The following is a 17,655-nucleotide window of genomic DNA, read 5'->3' as shown; positions in this document are numbered from 1 at the left end:
CAAGGCACCCCGTTCGCGGCGGGGGCGCATGCTCCTGCCCCCGCACACGGCAGGAGAGCGCGGTGCCCGACAGAGCCAGCACGTCCAGCAGAGAAGAACCCCGCCTGGCCACCCGCCGCCCGGCGGCCCGGCGCCGCCGCCGTTTCCCGCGGCACGTGGTCGCCGCGATGCCCCTCGCCCTCGCGGGCACCCTCGCCCTGCTCGTCTCGGGCAACGCCCTGCGCCCCTTCGAGCGCATCACGACGATCGACGGCAAGATGGCGTCGAAGTCGGACTACTTCAAGGACCCCGAGGTCCAGCGCCTGCTCCTGAAGCACGGCCTCCGCGTGGACATCCACCGCCTGGGCTCGCGCGGCATCGCCACGCAGTCGCTCGCGGGCATGGACGTCGTCTTCCCCTCGGGCCAGCCCGCCGCCCGCCTGATCATGCGGGGCCAGCAGCGCTCGGTGCGCACCGCCCGCCCGTTCGTGACGCCCCTGGCGCTCGGCACGTTCCGCGAGTACGCCGAGACGCTGGCGGCGGAGGGCGTGGCCCGCCCGCAGCGGGCGCGGGGCGGCGACACGCTGTACTACGACCTCGACATGGCCGGGTTCCTGCGCCTCATCGAGCGCGACAAGACCTGGAACGGCATCGGCTACCGCGAGCACTCCACCCACAGCAACAGCGGCCGCGTCCTCGTGCGCACCTCCAGCGTCTGCGAGTCCAACGCCGCCGGTACGTATCTGAGCATCCTCGCCTTCGTGAAGAACGGGAACCGGCCCCCGGGCACCGAGCGCAAGCGCGGTGACGGGCGCGGCGGCGACCCGGTCCTCGACGTCGCCGCCAAGGTCAAGCCGCTGATCAACCTCCAGGGCATGGCCGCCGACGAGCAGGCCGACAGCTACTTCTCCGACGAGGGCGAGTCCATCGCGCCGGTGTCGCTGATCTACGAGCACCAGTTCCTCGCCCACCAGGTGGACTTCCAGAAGCGGCACCGGCGGGCCGACAGCCGCCGCGTGCTGCTCTACCCCTCGCCGCAGGCCCTCACCGAGCCGCAGCTCATCTCCCTCAACGGGCGGGGCGACCGGCTCACCGAGCTGCTGGAGTCCGACCCCGAACTGCGCCAGCGGGCCATCGAGCTGGGCTTCCGGGTGCGGTTCTCCGGCGAGGACAGCACCAGCGAGCAGCTGAACTCCTATCTGCGCGAGCACGGCGTGCAGGTGCCCACCCCCAACCCCGACCAGACGAAGGCCGACGCGCCCGACCTGGACGCCCTGGAGCGGATCATCAACTACGTCGGCACCTGCCCGCCCGTCGCCGGCGGCCCCTCGTGAGGCGGCGCGCCCTCGCCGTCTGCCTGGCGCTGCTCGCCACCACCCTGACCGCCTGCGGCCGGGGCGGGGACACCACGACCCTGCGGGTGCTCGCGAGCCCCGAACTCGCCGACGTGGAGCCGTTCCTCGGCCGGCTGAAGGACGACACGGGGGTCGAGCTCGACATCGACTTCAAGGCCACGGCCGACCTCTCCGAACCGCTCGGCTCCTACGACCTGGCCTGGCCCGCGTCCGACCGCTCGTACCTGCTGCGGCTGCGGGAGGGCGGGCGGCCCGCCGCGCCGCCCGAGTCCACCGCGATCATGCGCTCCCCGGTCGTCGTCGGCCTCACCCGCGCCACCGCGGAGCGCGTCCGGGCCTCGGCCCGGGGCGGCCGGATCACCTGGGCCGACATCGCGGACGCCGCCGCCGACGGGACCGTGCGCTTCGGCATGGCCGACCCGCGGCGCAGCGACACCGGGCGCGCCGCGCTCGTCGGCGTGGCCACGGCCGCCGCGGGCACCGGCGGGGTGCTGCGCGAGCGGGACGTGTCCTGCGACCGGCTGCGGGGCTTCCGCTCCGGGCAGACGCTCACCGCCGCCAGCTCCCGCGCCCTGATCGACGCCTACGCGCGCCGCCCCGGCCGGACCAACGCCCTCATCGCGCACGAGGCGGAACTCCTCTCCCTGAACGCGGCGGGGACCCTGCGCCGCCCCCTGGAGATCGTGCACCCGGCGGACGGCATGGTCCTGTCCGACTTCCCGCTGATGCTCCTCGACGCCGAGCGGCACGAGGCGTACCGCAAGGTCGTCGACTGGCTGCGGCGCGACGACGTACAGAAGGAACTGGTGGAGCGCACCTGGCGGCGGCCCGTCGGCGCGGACGTGCCCCGGCCGCCGCAGCTGCGGTCCGCCATCGGCAACGCGCTCTCCTACCCCGACCAGCTCTCCGTCATCCGGCGCCTGATGGACGACTACGGCGACCCGGCCCGCCGCACCGGCGACCACGTGGTGTTCCTGCTCGACTTCTCCACGTCGATGCGCGGCGCGCGGATGGCGGACCTGCGCGCGGCCTTCGCCGGGCTGAGCGGCGCGGACCCCACGGCGGCGGGCAAGTTCGCCCGCTTCTACCGGGGCGAGCGGCTGACCGTGGTGCGGTTCGCGGGCCGCGTCCTTCAGGAGCGTACGGTGACGGTGCGCGGCGACGGCGATCTGCGCGCCCTGAACTCCTTCGTCGCGGGCGGCCGCTTCGGCGACGCGACGGCCGTGTGGTCGGCCCTCGACCGGGGCTACGACCGGGCCGAGGCCACCGTCGACGCCGACCCGGGCCGCCGTGCCTCGATCGTCCTGATGACCGACGGCGAGAGCAACTCGGGCCTGTCGTACGGCCAGTTCGTCCGCCGCTACGCACAACGGGGCGCCGCCGTGCGGTCGGTGCCCACCTTCCCCGTCCACTTAGGAGAGGCCGACGCCAAGGCGCTGCGGCGCGCCGCCGGGGCGACCGGCGGCCGTGTCGTGGACGCCGGATCCTCCTCCCTCTCCCAGGCGTTCAAGGAGATCCGTGGGTGTCGTTGACAGCGCGTGGTGGGACCTGTGGTGGCCGTGGATGACCGTCTGGCTCCTGACGGCGGGCTGCGTGGGCGTGCTCGTGCGCCACGCCCTGGTGCGCCTCGGCTGGCTCAGGCGCGGCCCGCGGCGGGCCGCGCGGGGCCGCAGGACCTTCCACGGCATGTGCTTCTACCTGCACGAGCAGCGGGTGATGGACCTCTACCAGACGGGCGGCTTCTCGGCCGCCCTGGAGCAGGAGGTGGCCGACCGCACGAACGTGACGGCGGGCTTCAGCCTGTGGACGAGGTTCCGCGGCTCCGGCGGCACCGCCGGGCGGGACGTCACCAAGGAGCGGTTCACCTCGTACGTCCAGCAGAACACCCCCATCACGGTGATAGGGCTGCTCATGGACACCATGCGCCGGGAGGACGCCGTCGTCCACGCCGACCTCACCACGGGGCTGCTCGCCCCCAACCGGGCCCTCGCCGACAGCCTGCGCGACAGTGACGACGACCGCGTCGCGCTCAGCGCGGTGATGTCCGAGTTCGTCTCGGTCACCGGGCGCTTCACCGCACGCGGCCTGCCCGGCGGCGACGTCGTCCTGCGCGCCCGCTACGGCGAGGGCCGTCCCGCCGCGCACGTAAAGATCACCTGTGCCGAGGACGGCATCCGCGAGGAGTTCCACGAGGAGGACTACTTCAGCGGCGAGTTCCAGGCCCGCTGCCTGGGCAAGGTCCGCACCTGGAACCGCGACGCGGGCGAACTGACCCTGGACCCGGTGGCGATCTTCCGCTGAGCCGCGGCGGCTAGGCGCAGAGCTCGGCGAGGACGCGCAGGGTGCCCGGCTCCCGGGTGAGGACCAGCAGGTCGGTGACGGGGCCCTTGCGCCAGAGTTCCAGGCGTTCGGCGATCCGCTCGCGCGGGCCGACCAGGGAGATCTCGTCGGCGAAGGCGTCCGGCACGGCGAGCACGGCCTCCTCGCGCCGCCCGGCCAGGAACAGCTCCCGCACCCGCCGCGCCGCGTCCGCGAAGCCCATCCGGGCCATCAGGTCGGCGTGGAAGTTGCGCTGCGCGTGTCCCATGCCGCCGATGTAGAAGCCGAGCATGGCCTTCACCGGCAGGAGCGCCTCCTGTACGTCGTCGCAGACGGTCGCGCGGACGAGCGGGGCCACCATGAAGCCGTCCCGCAGGCCGGTGAGCGAGGCCTCGTAGACGTCCGTGCGGGTCGGGGACCAGTACAGGGGGAGCCAGCCGTCCGCGATCCGCGTCGTCTGGGCGATGTTCCTGGGCCCCTCGGCGCCGAGCAGCACGGGCAGGTCGCCGCGGAGCGGGTGCGTGATGGACTTCAGCGGCTTGCCGAGCCCGGACCCGTCGTCCCCCGGGTACGGCAGCGGGTGGAACCGGCCGTCGAGGGTCACCGGGGCCGCCCGCCGCAGCACCTGGCGTACGACGTCCACGTACTCCCGCGTCGCGGTCAGCGGGGAGGCGGGGAACGGCCTGCCGTACCACCCCTCCACCACCTGCGGCCCCGAGAGCCCGAGCCCGAGGAGTACGCGGCCGCCGGAGAGGTGGTCGAGGGTCAGGGCGTGCATGGCCGTGGCGGTGGGGGAGCGGGCGGCCATCTGCGCCACCGCCGTGCCGAGCCGGATCCGCGAGGTGTGCGCCGCGATCCAGGTCAGCGGCGTGAACGCGTCCGAGCCCCAGGCCTCGGCGGTCCACACCGAGTCGTACCCGAGCCGCTCGGCCTCCTGGACGAGCGCGAGCTGCCCGGGTTCGGGGCCACGGCCCCAGTACCCGAGCGCGAGCCCAAGCCGCATGGTCCCTCCCGAGCCGCTACCTGACGGGTCGTCAATTTCCGCCTCCGCCGGGACTGTACGCCAGCGGCCCCCCGCCCGGAAGGGCGAGGGGCCGCTGAAGGACGTGCGGAGGGCCGGGTCAGCCGCGCTGGATCCCGGTGGTGTCCTGAAGCACACCGCGACGCCCGTCCTGCGTCTGCGCCACCAGGCTCTGGCCGCGCTGCTCGACGGCCAGGTACCAGGTGCCCGGCGCCAGTTCGGCGATCGGGGTCGGCGAGCCGTCCTCCGGGTACAGCGGGCGCGGCACCGGCACGGCGAACCAGAACGGCGAGAAGTCCGCCGACGCGGGCTGCGCCTGCGCGGCGGCCGGCGGCGGAGTGGCGCCGCCACCCTGCGGCTGCCCACCGAACGACGGCTGCTGCGGCTGCCCCGGCTGCGCACCGTACGGCTGCGACTGCGCGGCCCCCGGGTAGCCGTAGCCACCCTGCGGCTGACCGCCGTAGGGCTGCGGGGCGACGGGGCCCGGGGCGCCCATGAGGGGGGCCTTGAGGGCGGGGACGATGTTCGAGGCGACGGCGGCGGCGACGAGGACCAGAGCGCCGATCAGGCCGAGGATGAGGCCCACGCCGGCGTCGGGGGACTCGGCGCCGCCGCCGCTGGCGCCGAACCTGGCGTTGAGGAGCTCGAAGAACTTGTCGTAGGACTGGCCGGTGTCGAAGATCGCGCCGAGCGAGCTCCAGGCGGCGGCGAAGGTGAGGCCGATGCCGAAGTTTCCGAGGTCCAGACCGGCGACCTTGCGCTGCGAGCCCATCGCACGGCCCACGACGATGAGCCCGGCGCCGATGATCCCGGCGAGGTAGACGCTCATCAGCAGGTTGCCGTTGTCCCAGGCATTGGGAGCTTCGTCACCGTCAAAGGTGTCGAGGAACGAGGCGATGAAGAGCAACACCGCTGCTCCGATCACCACGCCGTCGCCTCGAGTGAGGGAGCGGAAATTCACTTCAGGTCCTTCGTCAGTCGTCTCGTCGTTAGAGGCGTCGCTGTCGCCTGGTCGCGGTTGGCTCGCGGGCGTGAAGCGGCGGGGGTGGCCCCTCATCGTACGGAGGACCTTATCGTCCGCCCGGCCGGGGTGTCTGCTTGAGATAAAGATCGTCACTCAGTGAAGATCTCCCGGTTGCCGTCCCGTGACGAGGCGGCAACGGACGCGTCGGGACCGCCCGTGCTCAGCCGGTGAGGAAGCTCGCGATTCCGGCTGAAATGCCGGTCGCGGCCTTCTGGCGCCAGCCGGAGTTCGTGAGCAGTGCCTCGTCCTTCGGGTCGCGCATGTTGCCGCATTCGATGAACACCTTGGGGACCTTGGAGAGGTTGAGGCCGCCGAGGTCGCGGCGGACGTCGAGGCCGGTGCCGTCGCCCACGTAGTTGGAGGGGGCGCTCTTGGTGGCGGAGAGGAACTGGCCCGCGATGCGCTCGCCGAGGTCGCGGGAGGGGCCGACGATGGCGGTGGTGTCGGCGGCGCCGCCGCGGACCTTCGCGGGCAGGATCACGTGGAAGCCGCGGTTGCCGACGGCCGAGCCGTCGGCGTGCAGGGAGACGACCGCGTCGGCGCGGGCCGCGTTGCCGATGCGGGCGCGCTCGTCGACGCAGGGGCCCCACGCCCGGTCGCCGTCCTGGGTGAGGCGGACCGTGGCGCCCTGCCGGTGCAGCAGGTCCCGCAGCCGGTGGGCGACGTCGAGGGTGAACCGGGCTTCCGTGTAACCCCGGTTGGTGGAGGTGCCGGTGGTGTCGCACTCCTTGGAGTGGGTGCCGATGTTCACCGGGCGGTTGATCTCCGCGGTGTGCCGGAAGTTGCCCGGGTTGTGGCCCGGGTCGATCACCACGACCTTGCCCTTGAGGGGGCCCGAGGGCGCGGGGCGGCCTCCCGACGGGGCCTTGCCCGACGGCTTGTCGTCCGCCTTGCCGTCGCCCTTGCCCGCGGGCTCGCCCTTCGGCTTCTCCGGTCGGTCCGGGGCGGGGGACTTCGAGGGGTCGTCCGCGGTCGGCTTCGAGGGCGCGTTCTGGTCCGAGCGGCTTGCCGACGGCAGCGTTCTCGGCGGCTTGGCGTCCTCCGGCCCGCTCGTCGCGTCGTGGATGAGGTAGCCCGCGAGCGTGGCGGGCGCGAGCACGGCGAGGGTGACCGCGAGCGTGCGGCCGCCGCCGAAGCGGCGGGGCGGGCGCGGTGGCTGACTGTCCGGACCTACGTACGACACGACAGGGAGCCTATCCGCGGCCGGAGTCGCCCGCGCCGGTTCGGCGCAGGACGCGGAGGGAGTCGGTGACGGAGGCCTCTGTGAACATCCCGGACTCCAGGGCCCGGAGGTACACGCGGTACGGGGCCTGCCCCGTCCACTCGTCCACCGGGTCGGGGAACACGTCGTGGATGACGAGCAGGCCGCCCTCCGCCACGTGCGGCGCCCACCCCTCGTAGTCCGCGTTCGCGTGCTCGTCGGTGTGCCCGCCGTCGATGAAGACCAGGCCGAGCGGGGCCTGCCAGAGCCGTGCCACCTGCGGGGAGCGGCCGACGACCGCGATCACGTGGTCCTCCAGGCCCGCCCGGTGCAGCGTGCGCCGGAAGACGGGCAGCGTGTCCATCCGGCCCACCTCCGGGTCCACGGTCTGCGGGTCGTGGTACTCCCAGCCGGGCTGCTGCTCCTCGCTGCCGCGGTGGTGGTCGACCGTGATCACACTCACACCGGCCGCGCGGGCCGCGTCCGCGAGCAGGATCGTGGAGCGCCCGCAGTACGTGCCGACTTCGAGCAGGGGAAGGCCGAGGGCCGCCGCCTCGCGCGCGGCCGCGTACAGGGCGAGCCCTTCGTGGACGGGCATGAAGCCCTTGGCCGCCTCGAAGGCGCCGAGGACCTCCGGTGCCGGGGCCTGAGCCTGAGTGGCGGCCATCGTCGTTCCTTCCGGGCTCGTCCTGCGCGGGATCCACCCGCTTACGTACGGGCGCCCATGGTGCACCACACCCCCGGCGCCGGGGCGACGGGGGTGCGGCCCGCGGCCGCGCCGACGGCTCAGGCCAGGACCTCGCTGTCGCCCAGCAGCGCCAGGTCGACCTCGACGGCCCGCTCCTCGCCGCGGTGCACGGCCGAGACGGCGCCCGGCGCGTGTCCGGCGGCGGTGGCCGAGAGCACGTACGCGCCGTCGGCCGGGACGGCGAGGGCGTAGCGGCCCTCGCCGTCGGTGAGGGCCGCGCCCGCCCGGCGGCCCTGCGGGTCGATCAGCGTGACCTGCGCGCGGGCGACGGGCGCCCCGGCGGGGGACAGGACCCGCCCCCGGAACCCGCCGGTGAGCGCCTCGGCGGCCCGGGCGAGCGCGGCGTCCTCCTCGCTGCTGGCCCGCAGCTGCGGGTGCTGCCCGGCCGCGGCCCGCTCCTTGCCCGGCAGGAACAGCGCGAACAGCAGCCCGATCGCGACGGCCCCGGTGGCGATGAGGAAGGAGGCGCGGAAGCCCTCCATGGTGGGCACCTCGACGGGGCCCACGGTGTGCGCGGTGTTGGCGAGGACCATGCCGATGACGGCGCTGGACACGGAGGTGCCGATGGACCGCATCAGGGTGTTGAGGCCGTTGGCCGCGCCCGTCTCGGACGGGTCGACGGCACCGATGATGAGCGCGGGCAGCGAGGAGTAGGCGAGGCCGATGCCCGCGCCGACCACGACCGAGATGACGATGGTCTGCCAGGCGGCGCTCATCAGGCCGAGGCCCGAGCCGTAGCCGATGGCGATGACGAGCATGCCGAGGATCAGGGTGACCTTCGGCCCGTACGCGGCCGAGAGCCGGGCGTACAGGGGCGCGGTGAACATCATCGTCAGGCCGAGCGGCGCCACGCACAGGCCCGCGACGACCATCGACTGGCCGAGGCCGTAGCCCGTGGCGGTGGGCAGCTGGAGGAGCTGGGGGAGCACGAGCGAGATGGCGTAGAAGGCGACGCCGACCATGATCGAGGCGAGGTTGGTGAGCAGCACCTCGCGCCGGGCCGTGGTGCGCAGGTCGACCAGCGGCGCCGCGACGCGCAGCTCCATCACGCCCCACAGGGCGAGCACCACCGCCGAGGCCGCGAACAGGCCGAGGGTCAGGCCCGAACTCCAGCCCCAGTCGCTGCCCTTGGTGATGGGCAGGAGGAAGAGGACCAGGCCCGCCGAGAGGCCGAGCGCGCCGAGGACGTCGAAGGTGCCCGGGGCCCGCAGCGGGCTCTCCGGCACCAGCAGGACGATGAGCAGCATGGCGAGCGCGCCGAGGCCCGCGGACCCGAAGAACAGGGCGTGCCAGTCGGCGTGCTGCGCCACGAGGGCGGCGGCGGGCATGGCGAGGCCGCCGCCGACGCCTATGGAGGAGCTCATCAGGGCCATCGCCGAGCCGAGCTTCTCGCGGGGCAGCTCGTCGCGCATCAGGCCGATGCCGAGCGGGATGGCGCCCATCGCGAAGCCTTGCAGCGCCCGCCCGGCGATCATGACGACGAGGTCGTCGGTGAGGGCGCACACCAGCGAGCCGACGACCATGACCGCGAGGCTCGTGAGCAGCATCCGGCGCTTGCCGAAGAGGTCGCCGAGTCTGCCCATGATCGGGGTGGCGACGGCGCCCGCGAGGAGCGTCGACGTCATGACCCAGGTGGCGTTGGACGGCGTCGTGCGCAGCAGGGCCGGCAGGTCCTTGATGACGGGGACGAGCAGCGTCTGCATGACGGCGACGGTGATGCCGGCGAAGGCGAGGACGGGCACGACGCCGCGGGGTGCGCGGTCGGCGCGGGAGTGGGCCGTCGCGTGGGACATAGGGCTGGTGCCTCCGGGACGAAGGGTGGCGGGGCGGTGGAGCGGTGCGACGGCCGGGTGGGGCGTGGAGCGCGTCGCGCGTGCGGCGTGGGTGCGGGTGCCGTCGGTGTGGGTGTCGTCGGCGTGGGTGTGAGGGACAGGACGTCACGTGTGTGGCGGGTGGGGCGTGCGGGACGCCCGCGGTTACATGCGCGATGAACTTGTTTCCCGGGGCGACTATTCCGACGTACGTCGAACCAGGGGAACTCTTGACCTCCCATTGACCGCGCCTGTACGCACGCCGATCGCCCGCCCTGCCCGCCACCCGCCCCTCACTCTGCCCGCCGCCCGGCGCCCTACCCTCCCGCGCGCCCCGCGCTCCGCATCTGACCTTCCATCAGATTGGAACGTGTTCTATTCTGCCGCCGTCCCGCAGGGCGCTGCCAGGGAGGCACGGATGAAGGCGTACGTCGTCGGCGTCGGCATGACGAAGTTCGAGAAGCCCGAGACCAGGGACTGGCAGTACTGGGACATGGCGGCGGAGGCGGGCACCGCGGCCCTCGCGGACGCCGGGATTCCGTACGCGGTGGTGGAGCAGGCGGTCGTCGGCCACTGCTTCCAGGCCTCGACGGCGGGCCAGCGCGCGGTGTACGGACTCGGCCTGACCGGGCTGCCCGTCTACAACGTCAACAACAACTGCGCGACCGGCGCGACCGCCCTGATGCTCGCCCGTCAGCTCGTCGAGGGCGGCGCGGGCGACTGCGTCCTGGCCCTCGGCTTCGAGCGGATGAAGCGCGGCTCCCTCGGCGGGGGCGGCGGCGACTTCGCCGCCTCGCCCGTGGCCCGCCACTACGGCGTCATGGCCGCCCGGCACGGCTTCGCGGCCACCCCGCCCACCGCCCAGATCTTCGGCAACGCGGCCCGCGAGCACATGGAGCGGTACGGCACGACGCCCGCGCAGCTCGCGGCGGTGGCCGCCAAGAACCACCGGCACTCGGTGCACAACCCCCTCGCCCAGTTCCGGTCCGCCCCCACCGTGGGCGAGGTCCTCGCCGCCGAGGTGATCCACGCCCCGCTCACCAAGCTCCAGTGCTCGCCCACCTCCGACGGCGCGGCGGCGGCGCTCGTGGCGTCCGAGCGCTTCGTGGAGCGGCACGGGCTCGCGGACCGGGCGGTCGAGATCCTCGCCCAGGCCATGGCGACGGACACCGAGGAGTCCTTCGCCTCCGGCTCCTGTCTCGACGTCGTGGGCCGCCCGCTGACGCGCGCGGCGGCGGACCGGGTCTACGAGCGCTCGGGCCTGACCGCCGACGACCTCGACGTCATCGAGCTCCACGACTGCTTCTCCGTCAACGAACTCCTCACGTACGAGGAGCTCGGCCTGTGCGCGCGGGGCGAGTCCGGCAAGCTCGTCGAGTCCGGCGCGACCACGTACGGCGGGCGCTGGGTGGTGAACCCCTCCGGCGGGCTGATCTCCAAGGGGCATCCCCTGGGCGCGACGGGTGTCGCCCAAGTCGCCGAGCTGACCTGGCAGTTGCGGGGCGAGGCGGGACAGCGGCAGGTGTCGGGGGCGCGGACCGGGCTCGCGCACAACATCGGGCTCGGCGGCGCGGCGGTGGTGACGCTGCTGCGGCGGCCGGGGCGGGGCGGCGAAGGACCGGGACTTCCGGCCTAGGTCCCGCGCCCCACGGCCTGCCCCGCCAATTTCCGATGTACGGGACACGCGTCGGCTGTCAGCATGGAGCCCATGCTGGAGACCCCCGTCGACACCCCGATATCCCGGCGCGCCGCCGCCCCCCTGTGGCTCGTCGTGGCCGCCGCCTGCGCCGGGCAGTTCCTCGTCGTCCTCGACGTGTCCGTCGTCAACGTGGCCCTGCCGTCCATGCGAGCCGACCTGGGCCTCAGCGCCACGGGCCTGCAGTGGGTCGTCAACGCCTACTCCATCGCCTTCGCCGGGTTCATGCTGCTCGGCGGGCGCGCGGGCGATCTGTTCGGGCGCAAGCGGATGTTCCTGGTGGGGCTCGGCCTGTTCACGCTCGCCTCGCTCGGCGGGGGGCTCGCGCAGGAGGGGTGGCAGCTGCTCGCCGCGCGGGCGGTGCAGGGCCTGGGCGCCGCCGTCCTCGCGCCCTCCACCCTGACCATCCTCACCTCCGCCGTGCCGGAGGGGGCCGCGCGGGTGCGGGCCATCGCCACCTGGTCGGCCGTCGGGGCCGGGGGCGGCGCCGCGGGCGGACTCGTCGGCGGCGTCCTCACCGACGGGCTCTCCTGGCGCTGGGTGCTGCTCGTGAACGTGCCCGTCGGCGTCCTCGTGTTCGCCGCCGCGCTGCGCTGGATCAGCGAGAGCCGGGCGAGCGGCGCCCGGCGGCTCGACGTGCCCGGGGCCGTCCTGGTCACCGCGGGCATCGCCACGCTCGCCTACGGCATCGTGCAGACCGAGGTGGCGGGCTGGACCGCCGCCGCGACCCTGGTGCCGCTCGTGGCCGGGCTCGCCCTGATCGCCGCGTTCCTCGGCGTCGAGGCGCGCTCCAAGGCGCCGCTCATGCCCCTGAAGCTGTTCCGGGTGCGGTCCGTCTCGGCGGCCAACGCGACCATGTTCGTCTGCGGCATGGGCCTGTTCGCGATGTGGTTCTTCATGACCCTGTACGCGCAGAACGTCCTCGGCTACACGCCCCTGGAGGCCGGGCTCGCGCTCATCCCCAGCTCCGTCAGCGTCGTCGTGGGATCCAAGGTCGCGCCCCGGCTGATGCGGGTCATGGGGGCGCGGACGGTCACCGTCATCGGCGTCCTGACCGCCGCCGCCGGATTCGCCTGGCAGTGGCGGATGCTCGCCGGGGACGGCGCGCACGGCGCGTACGTCACCTCGATCATGCTGCCGGGCATCCTCATGATGCTGGGCGCGGGCCTCGCGGGCACCCCCCTCGCGTCCCTGGCCACCAGCGGGGCCGAGCCCGGGGACGCGGGGCTCGTCGCGGGCCTCATCAACACCTCGCGCACCATGGGCGGTTCGCTGGGGCTCGCGATCCTCTCCACGGTCGCCACGGCCCGCACGGCGGGGCGGCCCGGGGCGCAGGCGGTCGCGGAGGGCTACGCCCTCGCCTTCCTCTGGGGCGCGGTGTTCCTCGCCCTGGCCGCGCTCGTCGTCCTCGTCTGGATGCCGCGCGCCGCCCGCGACTGACCGCCGGGGCTACAGCCACCCCTGGTGGCGGGCCTCCCGCACGGCCTCCATGCGGTTGCGCGTGCCCGTCTTGCCGATGGCGGCCGACAGGTAGTTCCGTACGGTCGACTCCGACAGGTGCAGCGCCGACGCGATGTCGGCGATCGTCGCCCCGTCCACCGAGGCCCGCAGCGCGTCCGCCTCGCGCGGCGTGAGCGGGCTCGGCCCCGCGCTCAGGGCGGCCGCGGCCAGGGCCGGGTCGATGACGGTCTCGCCGCGCAGCACCTGGCGGATCGCCTCCGCGAGGTCCTCCACCGGCCCGTCCTTGACCAGGAAGCCCGCCGCGCCCGCCTCCATCGCCCGCCGCAGATACCCGGGCCGCCCGAACGTGGTGAGGATGAGCACTCGGCAGTCCGGGCACTCCTCCCGCAGCTCCGCCGCCGCGTCCAGGCCGCTGCGCCCGGGCAGCTCGATGTCGAGCAGCGCCACGTCGGGCCGCGCCGTGAGCGCGGTCCGCACGATCTCGTCGCCCGCCCCGACCTGGGCGACGACCTCGATGTCCGGCTCCATCCCGAGCAACAGCGCGAGCGCGCCGCGCATCATGCCCTGGTCCTCGGCGAGGAGGACCCGGACGCATTTCGCGGGGCGGCGGTCTTCGGGCATCTCGTCCATGGCGTCAGGCTAAGGCCGGAACGCCAGGTCGGGCAGCGTGCGCGGGCCGGCCGGACCCCCGGGGGCTTTCGGGTCCGGCCGGCCTGCCCCCGTCCGGGGGTTCGGGCGTGCCCCGGAGCGTCAGCCCCTGATGTTGATGTCGACGCAGGCGTAGAACGCGTTGGCGGTGTCGTAGATGTTCCAGACCGCGAGCATCTTGTGGCGGCCCGTGATGCCGCCGAAGTCGACGGTGTGGGTCACGGTCGTGGGCGGCTGGCGGCCGCCGTCGTTGATCTCCTTGACCTTGCGGCCGTCGACGAAGTACTGCCAGGTGCTGGTGCGGTGGGGTGCCGTGAGGCGCCAGGTGAACTGCTGCGACGCGTTGACGTCGGAGACCTTCCAGCCCTTGCTGTCGTCGTCCAGGTCGCGGAACCGCGCGTTGCCGCCGCTGCAGCTGGTGAGGCCCTTGGGGCCCTCGACGCTCTGCGGCTCCCACTTGATCTCGCCGCACGGGACGGTGTTCGCCGCGCACTGGGCCTGGCGGCTCGGCGGCGAGTTGATGTAGCCGTGGGCGCTCGCCGGAGTGACCGAGGCCAGGACGAGGACGGGCGCGCACACCGCGCCCAGGCCCGCGGCCAGCTTCCGTTTGGTGTGCATCGTGTGCTCCCTCCGCGGTGGGGGATGAGGGGCGACCGGCCCGGCGCCTGGGCCGGTCCATTGGCCTAGACCTTACGGATTGACTGAACTCCGTCAAGAGTTGCGGCAGGTTCTGGCACACCGTCCGCCATGGCCGCAGGTCCCCGGCCCGCCCCTCCGCCGGTGGGCGGGCCCCGGTCAGGCCGGAGCGGCCTCCGCCCGCCCGGCCCCCGCCCCCGCGCGCTCCCCGCCGCCCGCCGGCAGCGCCGCCGTGACCCGGAAGCCGGAGCGCGGCCCTGGCCCCGACTCCAGGGAGCCGCCCGCCGCGGCGAGGCGTTCGGCCAGGCCTTTGAGGCCGCTGCCGGGCGGGGTCGAGCCGACGCCGCGGCCGTCGTCGGTGATCGCCAGGCGGGTCCGGTCCGCGGTGCCGGTGACCTCGATCTCGCACCGGCTGGCCCGGGCGTGCCGAACCACGTTGGTGGCCGCCTCGCGCACCACCCAGCCGAGCAGCGCCGACGACGGCGGGTCGAGCGGCGGCCCCGACTGGCGCACGACCGTCTCCACGCCCGCGGCGTCCAGCAGGTCGCGCACCCGGTCGAGCTCCGTGGCCAGCGAGGCCTCGCGGTAGCCGGTGACGGCCTCGCGGATCTCGGTGAGCGCCTGCCTGCCGACGGACTCGATGTCCGCGACCTGGCCGAGCGCCGCGTCCACGTCGCGCGGCGCGAGGCGGCGCGCGGCCTCCGACTTCACCACGATCACCGACAGGGTGTGGCCGAGCAGGTCGTGCAGGTCCCGCGAGAAGCGCAGCCGCTCCTCCGCCACCGCGCGCCGCGCCAGCTCCTCCCGGGCCGCCCGCAGGTCCCGTACCGCCTCGGACAGGGACAGGATCGCCGCCGTCACCATCGTCGACAGGAACGTGCCGTAGGCGATGTTGACGCCGTCCCAGCCCTCCCTGAGCCCGGCGACCGCGCCCGCGAGGGCGCTCAGGGCCAGGCCGACCGGGCCGAGGCGGCGCCCCCGGACCACCGCGCCGACGGCGAGGCCGAACAGCGGGAAGAACATCAGCCAGTTCCCGCCGTACCCCGCGGCGAGCGCGACGGTCAGCGCCCCCATCGCCAGGAGCGCGCCCAGCGTGGCGCGCGACTCCCGCTTGGCCTTGTCGAAGGCCCGGAACGCGATCGAGACGTACAGCGAGTTGAAGACCAGCAGGCCGATGGCCGCGATCCACGGGTTCGGGGTCCTGCCCTGGAGCAGGTGGGAGAACGCGCCCAGGCCCATGAGCAGCCACGGGAGCAGCGCGAAGCCGTTGGGCGGGCCCGCGAGCGCCGTCCTGTCGTTCTTGCAGTTCCGCCGCTGCTCCCGCCAGGCCGCCTTCTGCCGCGGCCACTCGGCGTGCCAGGCGGCACGCGCCGCGCGCGCCTCGTGCAGTCGGCGGGTGACACCGTGCATCCAGGACATCTCGTACTCCCCCGATTCCGTTCCTTGCGTGAGGTCGACAGTACGAAACGCGGACCGGGGTCGCGTAGACCGCTACGTACGGTCCTGGCCAGGACAAATGTCACGGGTGCCGATGGCGGCGGTAGATCTGACGATACGTCAGGAGTGGCCGTCGGCGGCCTTCCCAACTCCGGGGTGCTGGGCTATACAGGAGAGCGCCGGACTGGAACGCGTTCTAGAACGGGCTCCTCCGGCCCCGTCGCGACCTCGGTGCGGCCGACGGTGCGGACGGTCGCACCGAGGTCTCACGACCACCAAGGAGCCGCCACCCATGCCCATCGATGCCGCCAAGGCCCTGGCCGCCGAGCCCCGCAGCGCCGAGATCACCTGGGGCCACAAGGACGTGCAGCTCTACCACCTCGGCATCGGCGCAGCCGCCAACCCCGACAAGGAGCACCCCGCCACCGACCCGGACGAGCTGCGCTACACGCTGGAGTCCCGGCTGCACGTGCTGCCCAGCTTCGCCACCGTCGCGGGCGCGGGCATGGGGGCCATGAGCGCGCTCTCCGCACCCGGCATCGACGTGCACCTGGCCGCCGTCCTGCACGGCGGCCAGGCCATCGAGCTGCACCGCCCCATCCCGGTGAGCGGCACGGCCACGCTGACGTCCAGGGTCGCGGCCGTCCACGACAAGGGCAAGGCCGCCGTGATCGTCCTGCGCGCCGAGGCGGCCGACGGCGACGGGCCGCTGTGGGCGAGCGAGGCCCAGCTCTTCCTCCGCGGCGAGGGTGGCTTCGGCGGCGAGCGCGGCCCCTCCGCGCGGCTCGACGTGCCCGACCGGCCCTTCGACCGGACCGCCGAGCGACCCGTCCGGGAGGACCAGGCACTGCTCTACCGCCTGTCCGGCGACTGGAACCCGATGCACGCCGACCCCGAGTTCGCCGCGCTCGGCGGCTTCGACCGGCCGATCCTGCACGGCCTGTGCTCGTACGGGATGACGCTCAAGGCCGTCGTGGACACCGTGCTCGGCGGCGACGTGTCACGGGTGCGCGGCTACCGCACCCGCTTCGCCGGGGTCGTCTTCCCCGGCGAGACCCTGCACATCGGCATGTGGGAGTCCGCGGGCCGGGTCCAGGCGGTCGTCACGGCCCTGGAGCGGGACGGGGCGCCGGTGCTCGCGGACACGGTCGTGGAGCACGACTGACGTGCCCGGGCGGGCACGGCCGACGTACGGACCACCGGTGTACGTACCCCAGAGGTGAGAGGAGCCCCACCCTCATGCGCGCAGCCGTACTGCACGAGACAGGCCAGGACAAGCTCGACGTGCTCGACGACGTCGAGGCGGTGGGCTTCGGCCCGGGCAAGGTCCGCGTCCGCGTCCGGGCCACGGGCCTGTGCCACTCCGACGTGTCCGCGATGAACGGCGTCCTGCCGCAGCCCGCGCCGTTCGTCCCCGGGCACGAGGGCGCGGGCGAGGTCATCGACGTCGGCGACGGCGTCACGAACGTCAAGCAGGGCGACCGGGTCGTGGTGTGCTGGCTCCCGGCCTGCGGGCAGTGTCCGGCCTGCCGGCGCGGCCAGACCGAGCTGTGCCTCGCCGGGTTCGTGAACGCGGGCACGCCCAACTTCAAGCGCCCGCAGGGCGACGTCTTCGGCTTCGCGGGCACCGGCACCTTCACCGAGGAGGTCGTGGTCGACGCGGCCTGCGCGGTGCCCGTACCGGACGACGTGCCCTACGACATCGCGGCGCTCATCGGCTGCGGCGTCACCACCGGGCTCGGCGCCGCCCTCAACACCGCCGACGTGGCGGCCGGTTCGTCCGTCGCCGTCATCGGCTGCGGCGGCGTCGGCGTCTCGGCGATCCAGGGCGCGCGGCTCAAGGGCGCCGCCCACATCGTGGCCGTCGACCCCGTGGCGGCCCGGCGCGAGGCCGCGCTGCGGTTCGGCGCGAGCGAGGCGGTGGCGCCCGACGCCCTCGACGACGCCAAACAGCGGGCGACGGCGGGCGAGGGCTTCGACTACGTCTTCGAGGTCGTCGGCAAGTCCGCCACGGCCCGCGCCGCGTACGAGGCGACCCGGCGCGGCGGCACGCTGTGCGTGGTCGGCGCGGGCGCCATGGACGACCACGTCCAGTTCAACATGTTCGAGCTGTTCTTCGACGAGAAGCGCATCCTGCCGTCCCTGTACGGGGGCGGGGACGTGCTGCGGTCGTACGAGCGGGCCATCGCGCTGTGGCGGGCCGGACGCGTCGACCTCGCGGGCATGATCACGCACCGGGTGCAGCTCGCCGAGATCAACGAAGCCCTGGACCAGATGCGCACGGGCGCGGCCCTGCGGACCTGCATAGAGATCTGAGGG

At 74.0% G+C, this 17,655-nt stretch carries 15 protein-coding genes; 7 read left to right on the top strand and 8 right to left on the bottom strand.

Annotation, left to right across the window (positions count from 1 at the left end):
* Positions 1–62 precede the first annotated feature (62 nt).
* The 3 genes from C9F11_RS13070 to C9F11_RS13060 are packed head-to-tail and all read left to right on the top strand — an operon-like array spanning position 63 to position 3,635.
* Positions 63–1,313, top strand: coding sequence for a hypothetical protein (locus C9F11_RS13070; protein WP_138959456.1), 1,251 nt, complete (start codon positions 63–65; stop codon positions 1,311–1,313).
* Positions 1,310–2,866, top strand: a complete 1,557-nt coding sequence (locus C9F11_RS13065) for a substrate-binding domain-containing protein (RefSeq protein ID WP_138959455.1) — start codon at positions 1,310–1,312, stop codon at positions 2,864–2,866. Before C9F11_RS13070 ends, C9F11_RS13065 begins: the two co-directional genes overlap by 4 nt.
* Positions 2,853–3,635: a hypothetical protein gene (locus tag C9F11_RS13060; protein ID WP_138959454.1), complete on the top strand. Its 783-nt coding sequence runs from the start codon at positions 2,853–2,855 to the stop codon at positions 3,633–3,635. The genes C9F11_RS13065 and C9F11_RS13060 overlap by 14 nt, the downstream gene beginning before the upstream one ends.
* A gap of 10 nt (positions 3,636–3,645) precedes the next feature.
* Here the strand turns inward: C9F11_RS13060 and C9F11_RS13055 are convergent, their stop codons facing one another.
* From C9F11_RS13055 to C9F11_RS13035, 5 genes are all read right to left on the bottom strand, one after another.
* Positions 3,646–4,656: an LLM class F420-dependent oxidoreductase gene (locus tag C9F11_RS13055; protein ID WP_138959453.1), complete on the bottom strand. Its 1,011-nt coding sequence runs from the start codon at positions 4,654–4,656 to the stop codon at positions 3,646–3,648.
* Between the two features lie 118 nt (positions 4,657–4,774).
* Entirely contained in the window at positions 4,775–5,635 is an 861-nt protein-coding gene (locus C9F11_RS13050; protein ID WP_138959452.1) for a hypothetical protein, read from the bottom strand.
* A gap of 223 nt (positions 5,636–5,858) precedes the next feature.
* Entirely contained in the window at positions 5,859–6,881 is a 1,023-nt protein-coding gene (locus C9F11_RS13045; RefSeq protein WP_138959451.1) for an N-acetylmuramoyl-L-alanine amidase, read from the bottom strand.
* A gap of 10 nt (positions 6,882–6,891) precedes the next feature.
* On the bottom strand, positions 6,892–7,566 hold the full coding sequence (locus C9F11_RS13040; protein WP_138959450.1) for a class I SAM-dependent methyltransferase: 675 nt from the start codon (positions 7,564–7,566) through the stop codon (positions 6,892–6,894).
* A 119-nt stretch (positions 7,567–7,685) separates the two neighbouring features.
* Entirely contained in the window at positions 7,686–9,440 is a 1,755-nt protein-coding gene (locus C9F11_RS13035; RefSeq protein ID WP_138959449.1) for an MFS transporter, read from the bottom strand.
* A gap of 436 nt (positions 9,441–9,876) precedes the next feature.
* Here C9F11_RS13035 and C9F11_RS13030 point away from each other — a divergent pair, with 436 nt between their 5' ends.
* Complete coding sequence (locus C9F11_RS13030; RefSeq protein WP_249401709.1) at positions 9,877–11,094, top strand: Nonspecific lipid-transfer protein; 1,218 nt, start codon at positions 9,877–9,879, stop codon at positions 11,092–11,094.
* 72 nt (positions 11,095–11,166) lie between these two features.
* Positions 11,167–12,594, top strand: a complete 1,428-nt coding sequence (locus C9F11_RS13025; protein ID WP_138959447.1) for a DHA2 family efflux MFS transporter permease subunit — start codon at positions 11,167–11,169, stop codon at positions 12,592–12,594.
* Between the two features lie 9 nt (positions 12,595–12,603).
* Here the strand turns inward: C9F11_RS13025 and C9F11_RS13020 are convergent, their stop codons facing one another.
* The 3 genes from C9F11_RS13020 to C9F11_RS13010 all read right to left on the bottom strand — a co-directional run bounded on the left by C9F11_RS13020 (position 12,604) and on the right by C9F11_RS13010 (position 15,318).
* On the bottom strand, positions 12,604–13,245 hold the full coding sequence (locus tag C9F11_RS13020; RefSeq protein ID WP_138959446.1) for a response regulator transcription factor: 642 nt from the start codon (positions 13,243–13,245) through the stop codon (positions 12,604–12,606).
* A gap of 120 nt (positions 13,246–13,365) precedes the next feature.
* On the bottom strand, positions 13,366–13,881 hold the full coding sequence (locus C9F11_RS13015; protein ID WP_138959445.1) for a lytic polysaccharide monooxygenase auxiliary activity family 9 protein: 516 nt from the start codon (positions 13,879–13,881) through the stop codon (positions 13,366–13,368).
* Between the two features lie 177 nt (positions 13,882–14,058).
* Complete coding sequence (locus tag C9F11_RS13010; RefSeq protein WP_138959444.1) at positions 14,059–15,318, bottom strand: sensor histidine kinase; 1,260 nt, start codon at positions 15,316–15,318, stop codon at positions 14,059–14,061.
* Positions 15,319–15,628: 310 nt separating this feature from the next.
* On the opposite strand from C9F11_RS13010, the gene C9F11_RS13005 reads away from it, so the two are divergent.
* A complete protein-coding gene (locus C9F11_RS13005) occupies positions 15,629–16,501 on the top strand; it encodes a MaoC/PaaZ C-terminal domain-containing protein (protein WP_138959443.1) in 873 nt (290 codons plus the stop codon).
* Positions 16,502–16,575: 74 nt separating this feature from the next.
* Positions 16,576–17,652, top strand: a complete 1,077-nt coding sequence (locus C9F11_RS13000; RefSeq protein WP_138959442.1) for a Zn-dependent alcohol dehydrogenase — start codon at positions 16,576–16,578, stop codon at positions 17,650–17,652.
* Positions 17,653–17,655: the final 3 nt, after the last annotated feature.

Origin of the sequence: Streptomyces sp. YIM 121038 (genome assembly GCF_006088715.1) — a bacterium.
Classification (GTDB): domain Bacteria; phylum Actinomycetota; class Actinomycetes; order Streptomycetales; family Streptomycetaceae; genus Streptomyces.
This window is presented reverse-complemented; position numbering and strand designations above follow the sequence as displayed.

Bases quoted from the DNA above. Each gene is read 5' to 3' on its own strand.
- C9F11_RS13025 (WP_138959447.1), top strand. From the start codon at position 11,167: ATGCTGGAGACCCCCGTCGACACCCCGATATCCCGGCGCGCCGCCGCC.
- C9F11_RS13005 (WP_138959443.1), top strand. From the start codon at position 15,629: ATGCCCATCGATGCCGCCAAGGCCCTGGCCGCCGAGCCCCGCAGCGCC.
- C9F11_RS13010 (WP_138959444.1), bottom strand. From the start codon at position 15,318: ATGTCCTGGATGCACGGTGTCACCCGCCGACTGCACGAGGCGCGCGCG.
- C9F11_RS13000 (WP_138959442.1), top strand. From the start codon at position 16,576: ATGCGCGCAGCCGTACTGCACGAGACAGGCCAGGACAAGCTCGACGTG.
- C9F11_RS13040 (WP_138959450.1), bottom strand. From the start codon at position 7,566: ATGGCCGCCACTCAGGCTCAGGCCCCGGCACCGGAGGTCCTCGGCGCC.
- C9F11_RS13015 (WP_138959445.1), bottom strand. From the start codon at position 13,881: ATGCACACCAAACGGAAGCTGGCCGCGGGCCTGGGCGCGGTGTGCGCG.
- C9F11_RS13030 (WP_249401709.1), top strand. From the start codon at position 9,877: ATGAAGGCGTACGTCGTCGGCGTCGGCATGACGAAGTTCGAGAAGCCC.
- C9F11_RS13055 (WP_138959453.1), bottom strand. From the start codon at position 4,656: ATGCGGCTTGGGCTCGCGCTCGGGTACTGGGGCCGTGGCCCCGAACCC.
- C9F11_RS13020 (WP_138959446.1), bottom strand. From the start codon at position 13,245: ATGGACGAGATGCCCGAAGACCGCCGCCCCGCGAAATGCGTCCGGGTC.
- C9F11_RS13035 (WP_138959449.1), bottom strand. From the start codon at position 9,440: ATGTCCCACGCGACGGCCCACTCCCGCGCCGACCGCGCACCCCGCGGC.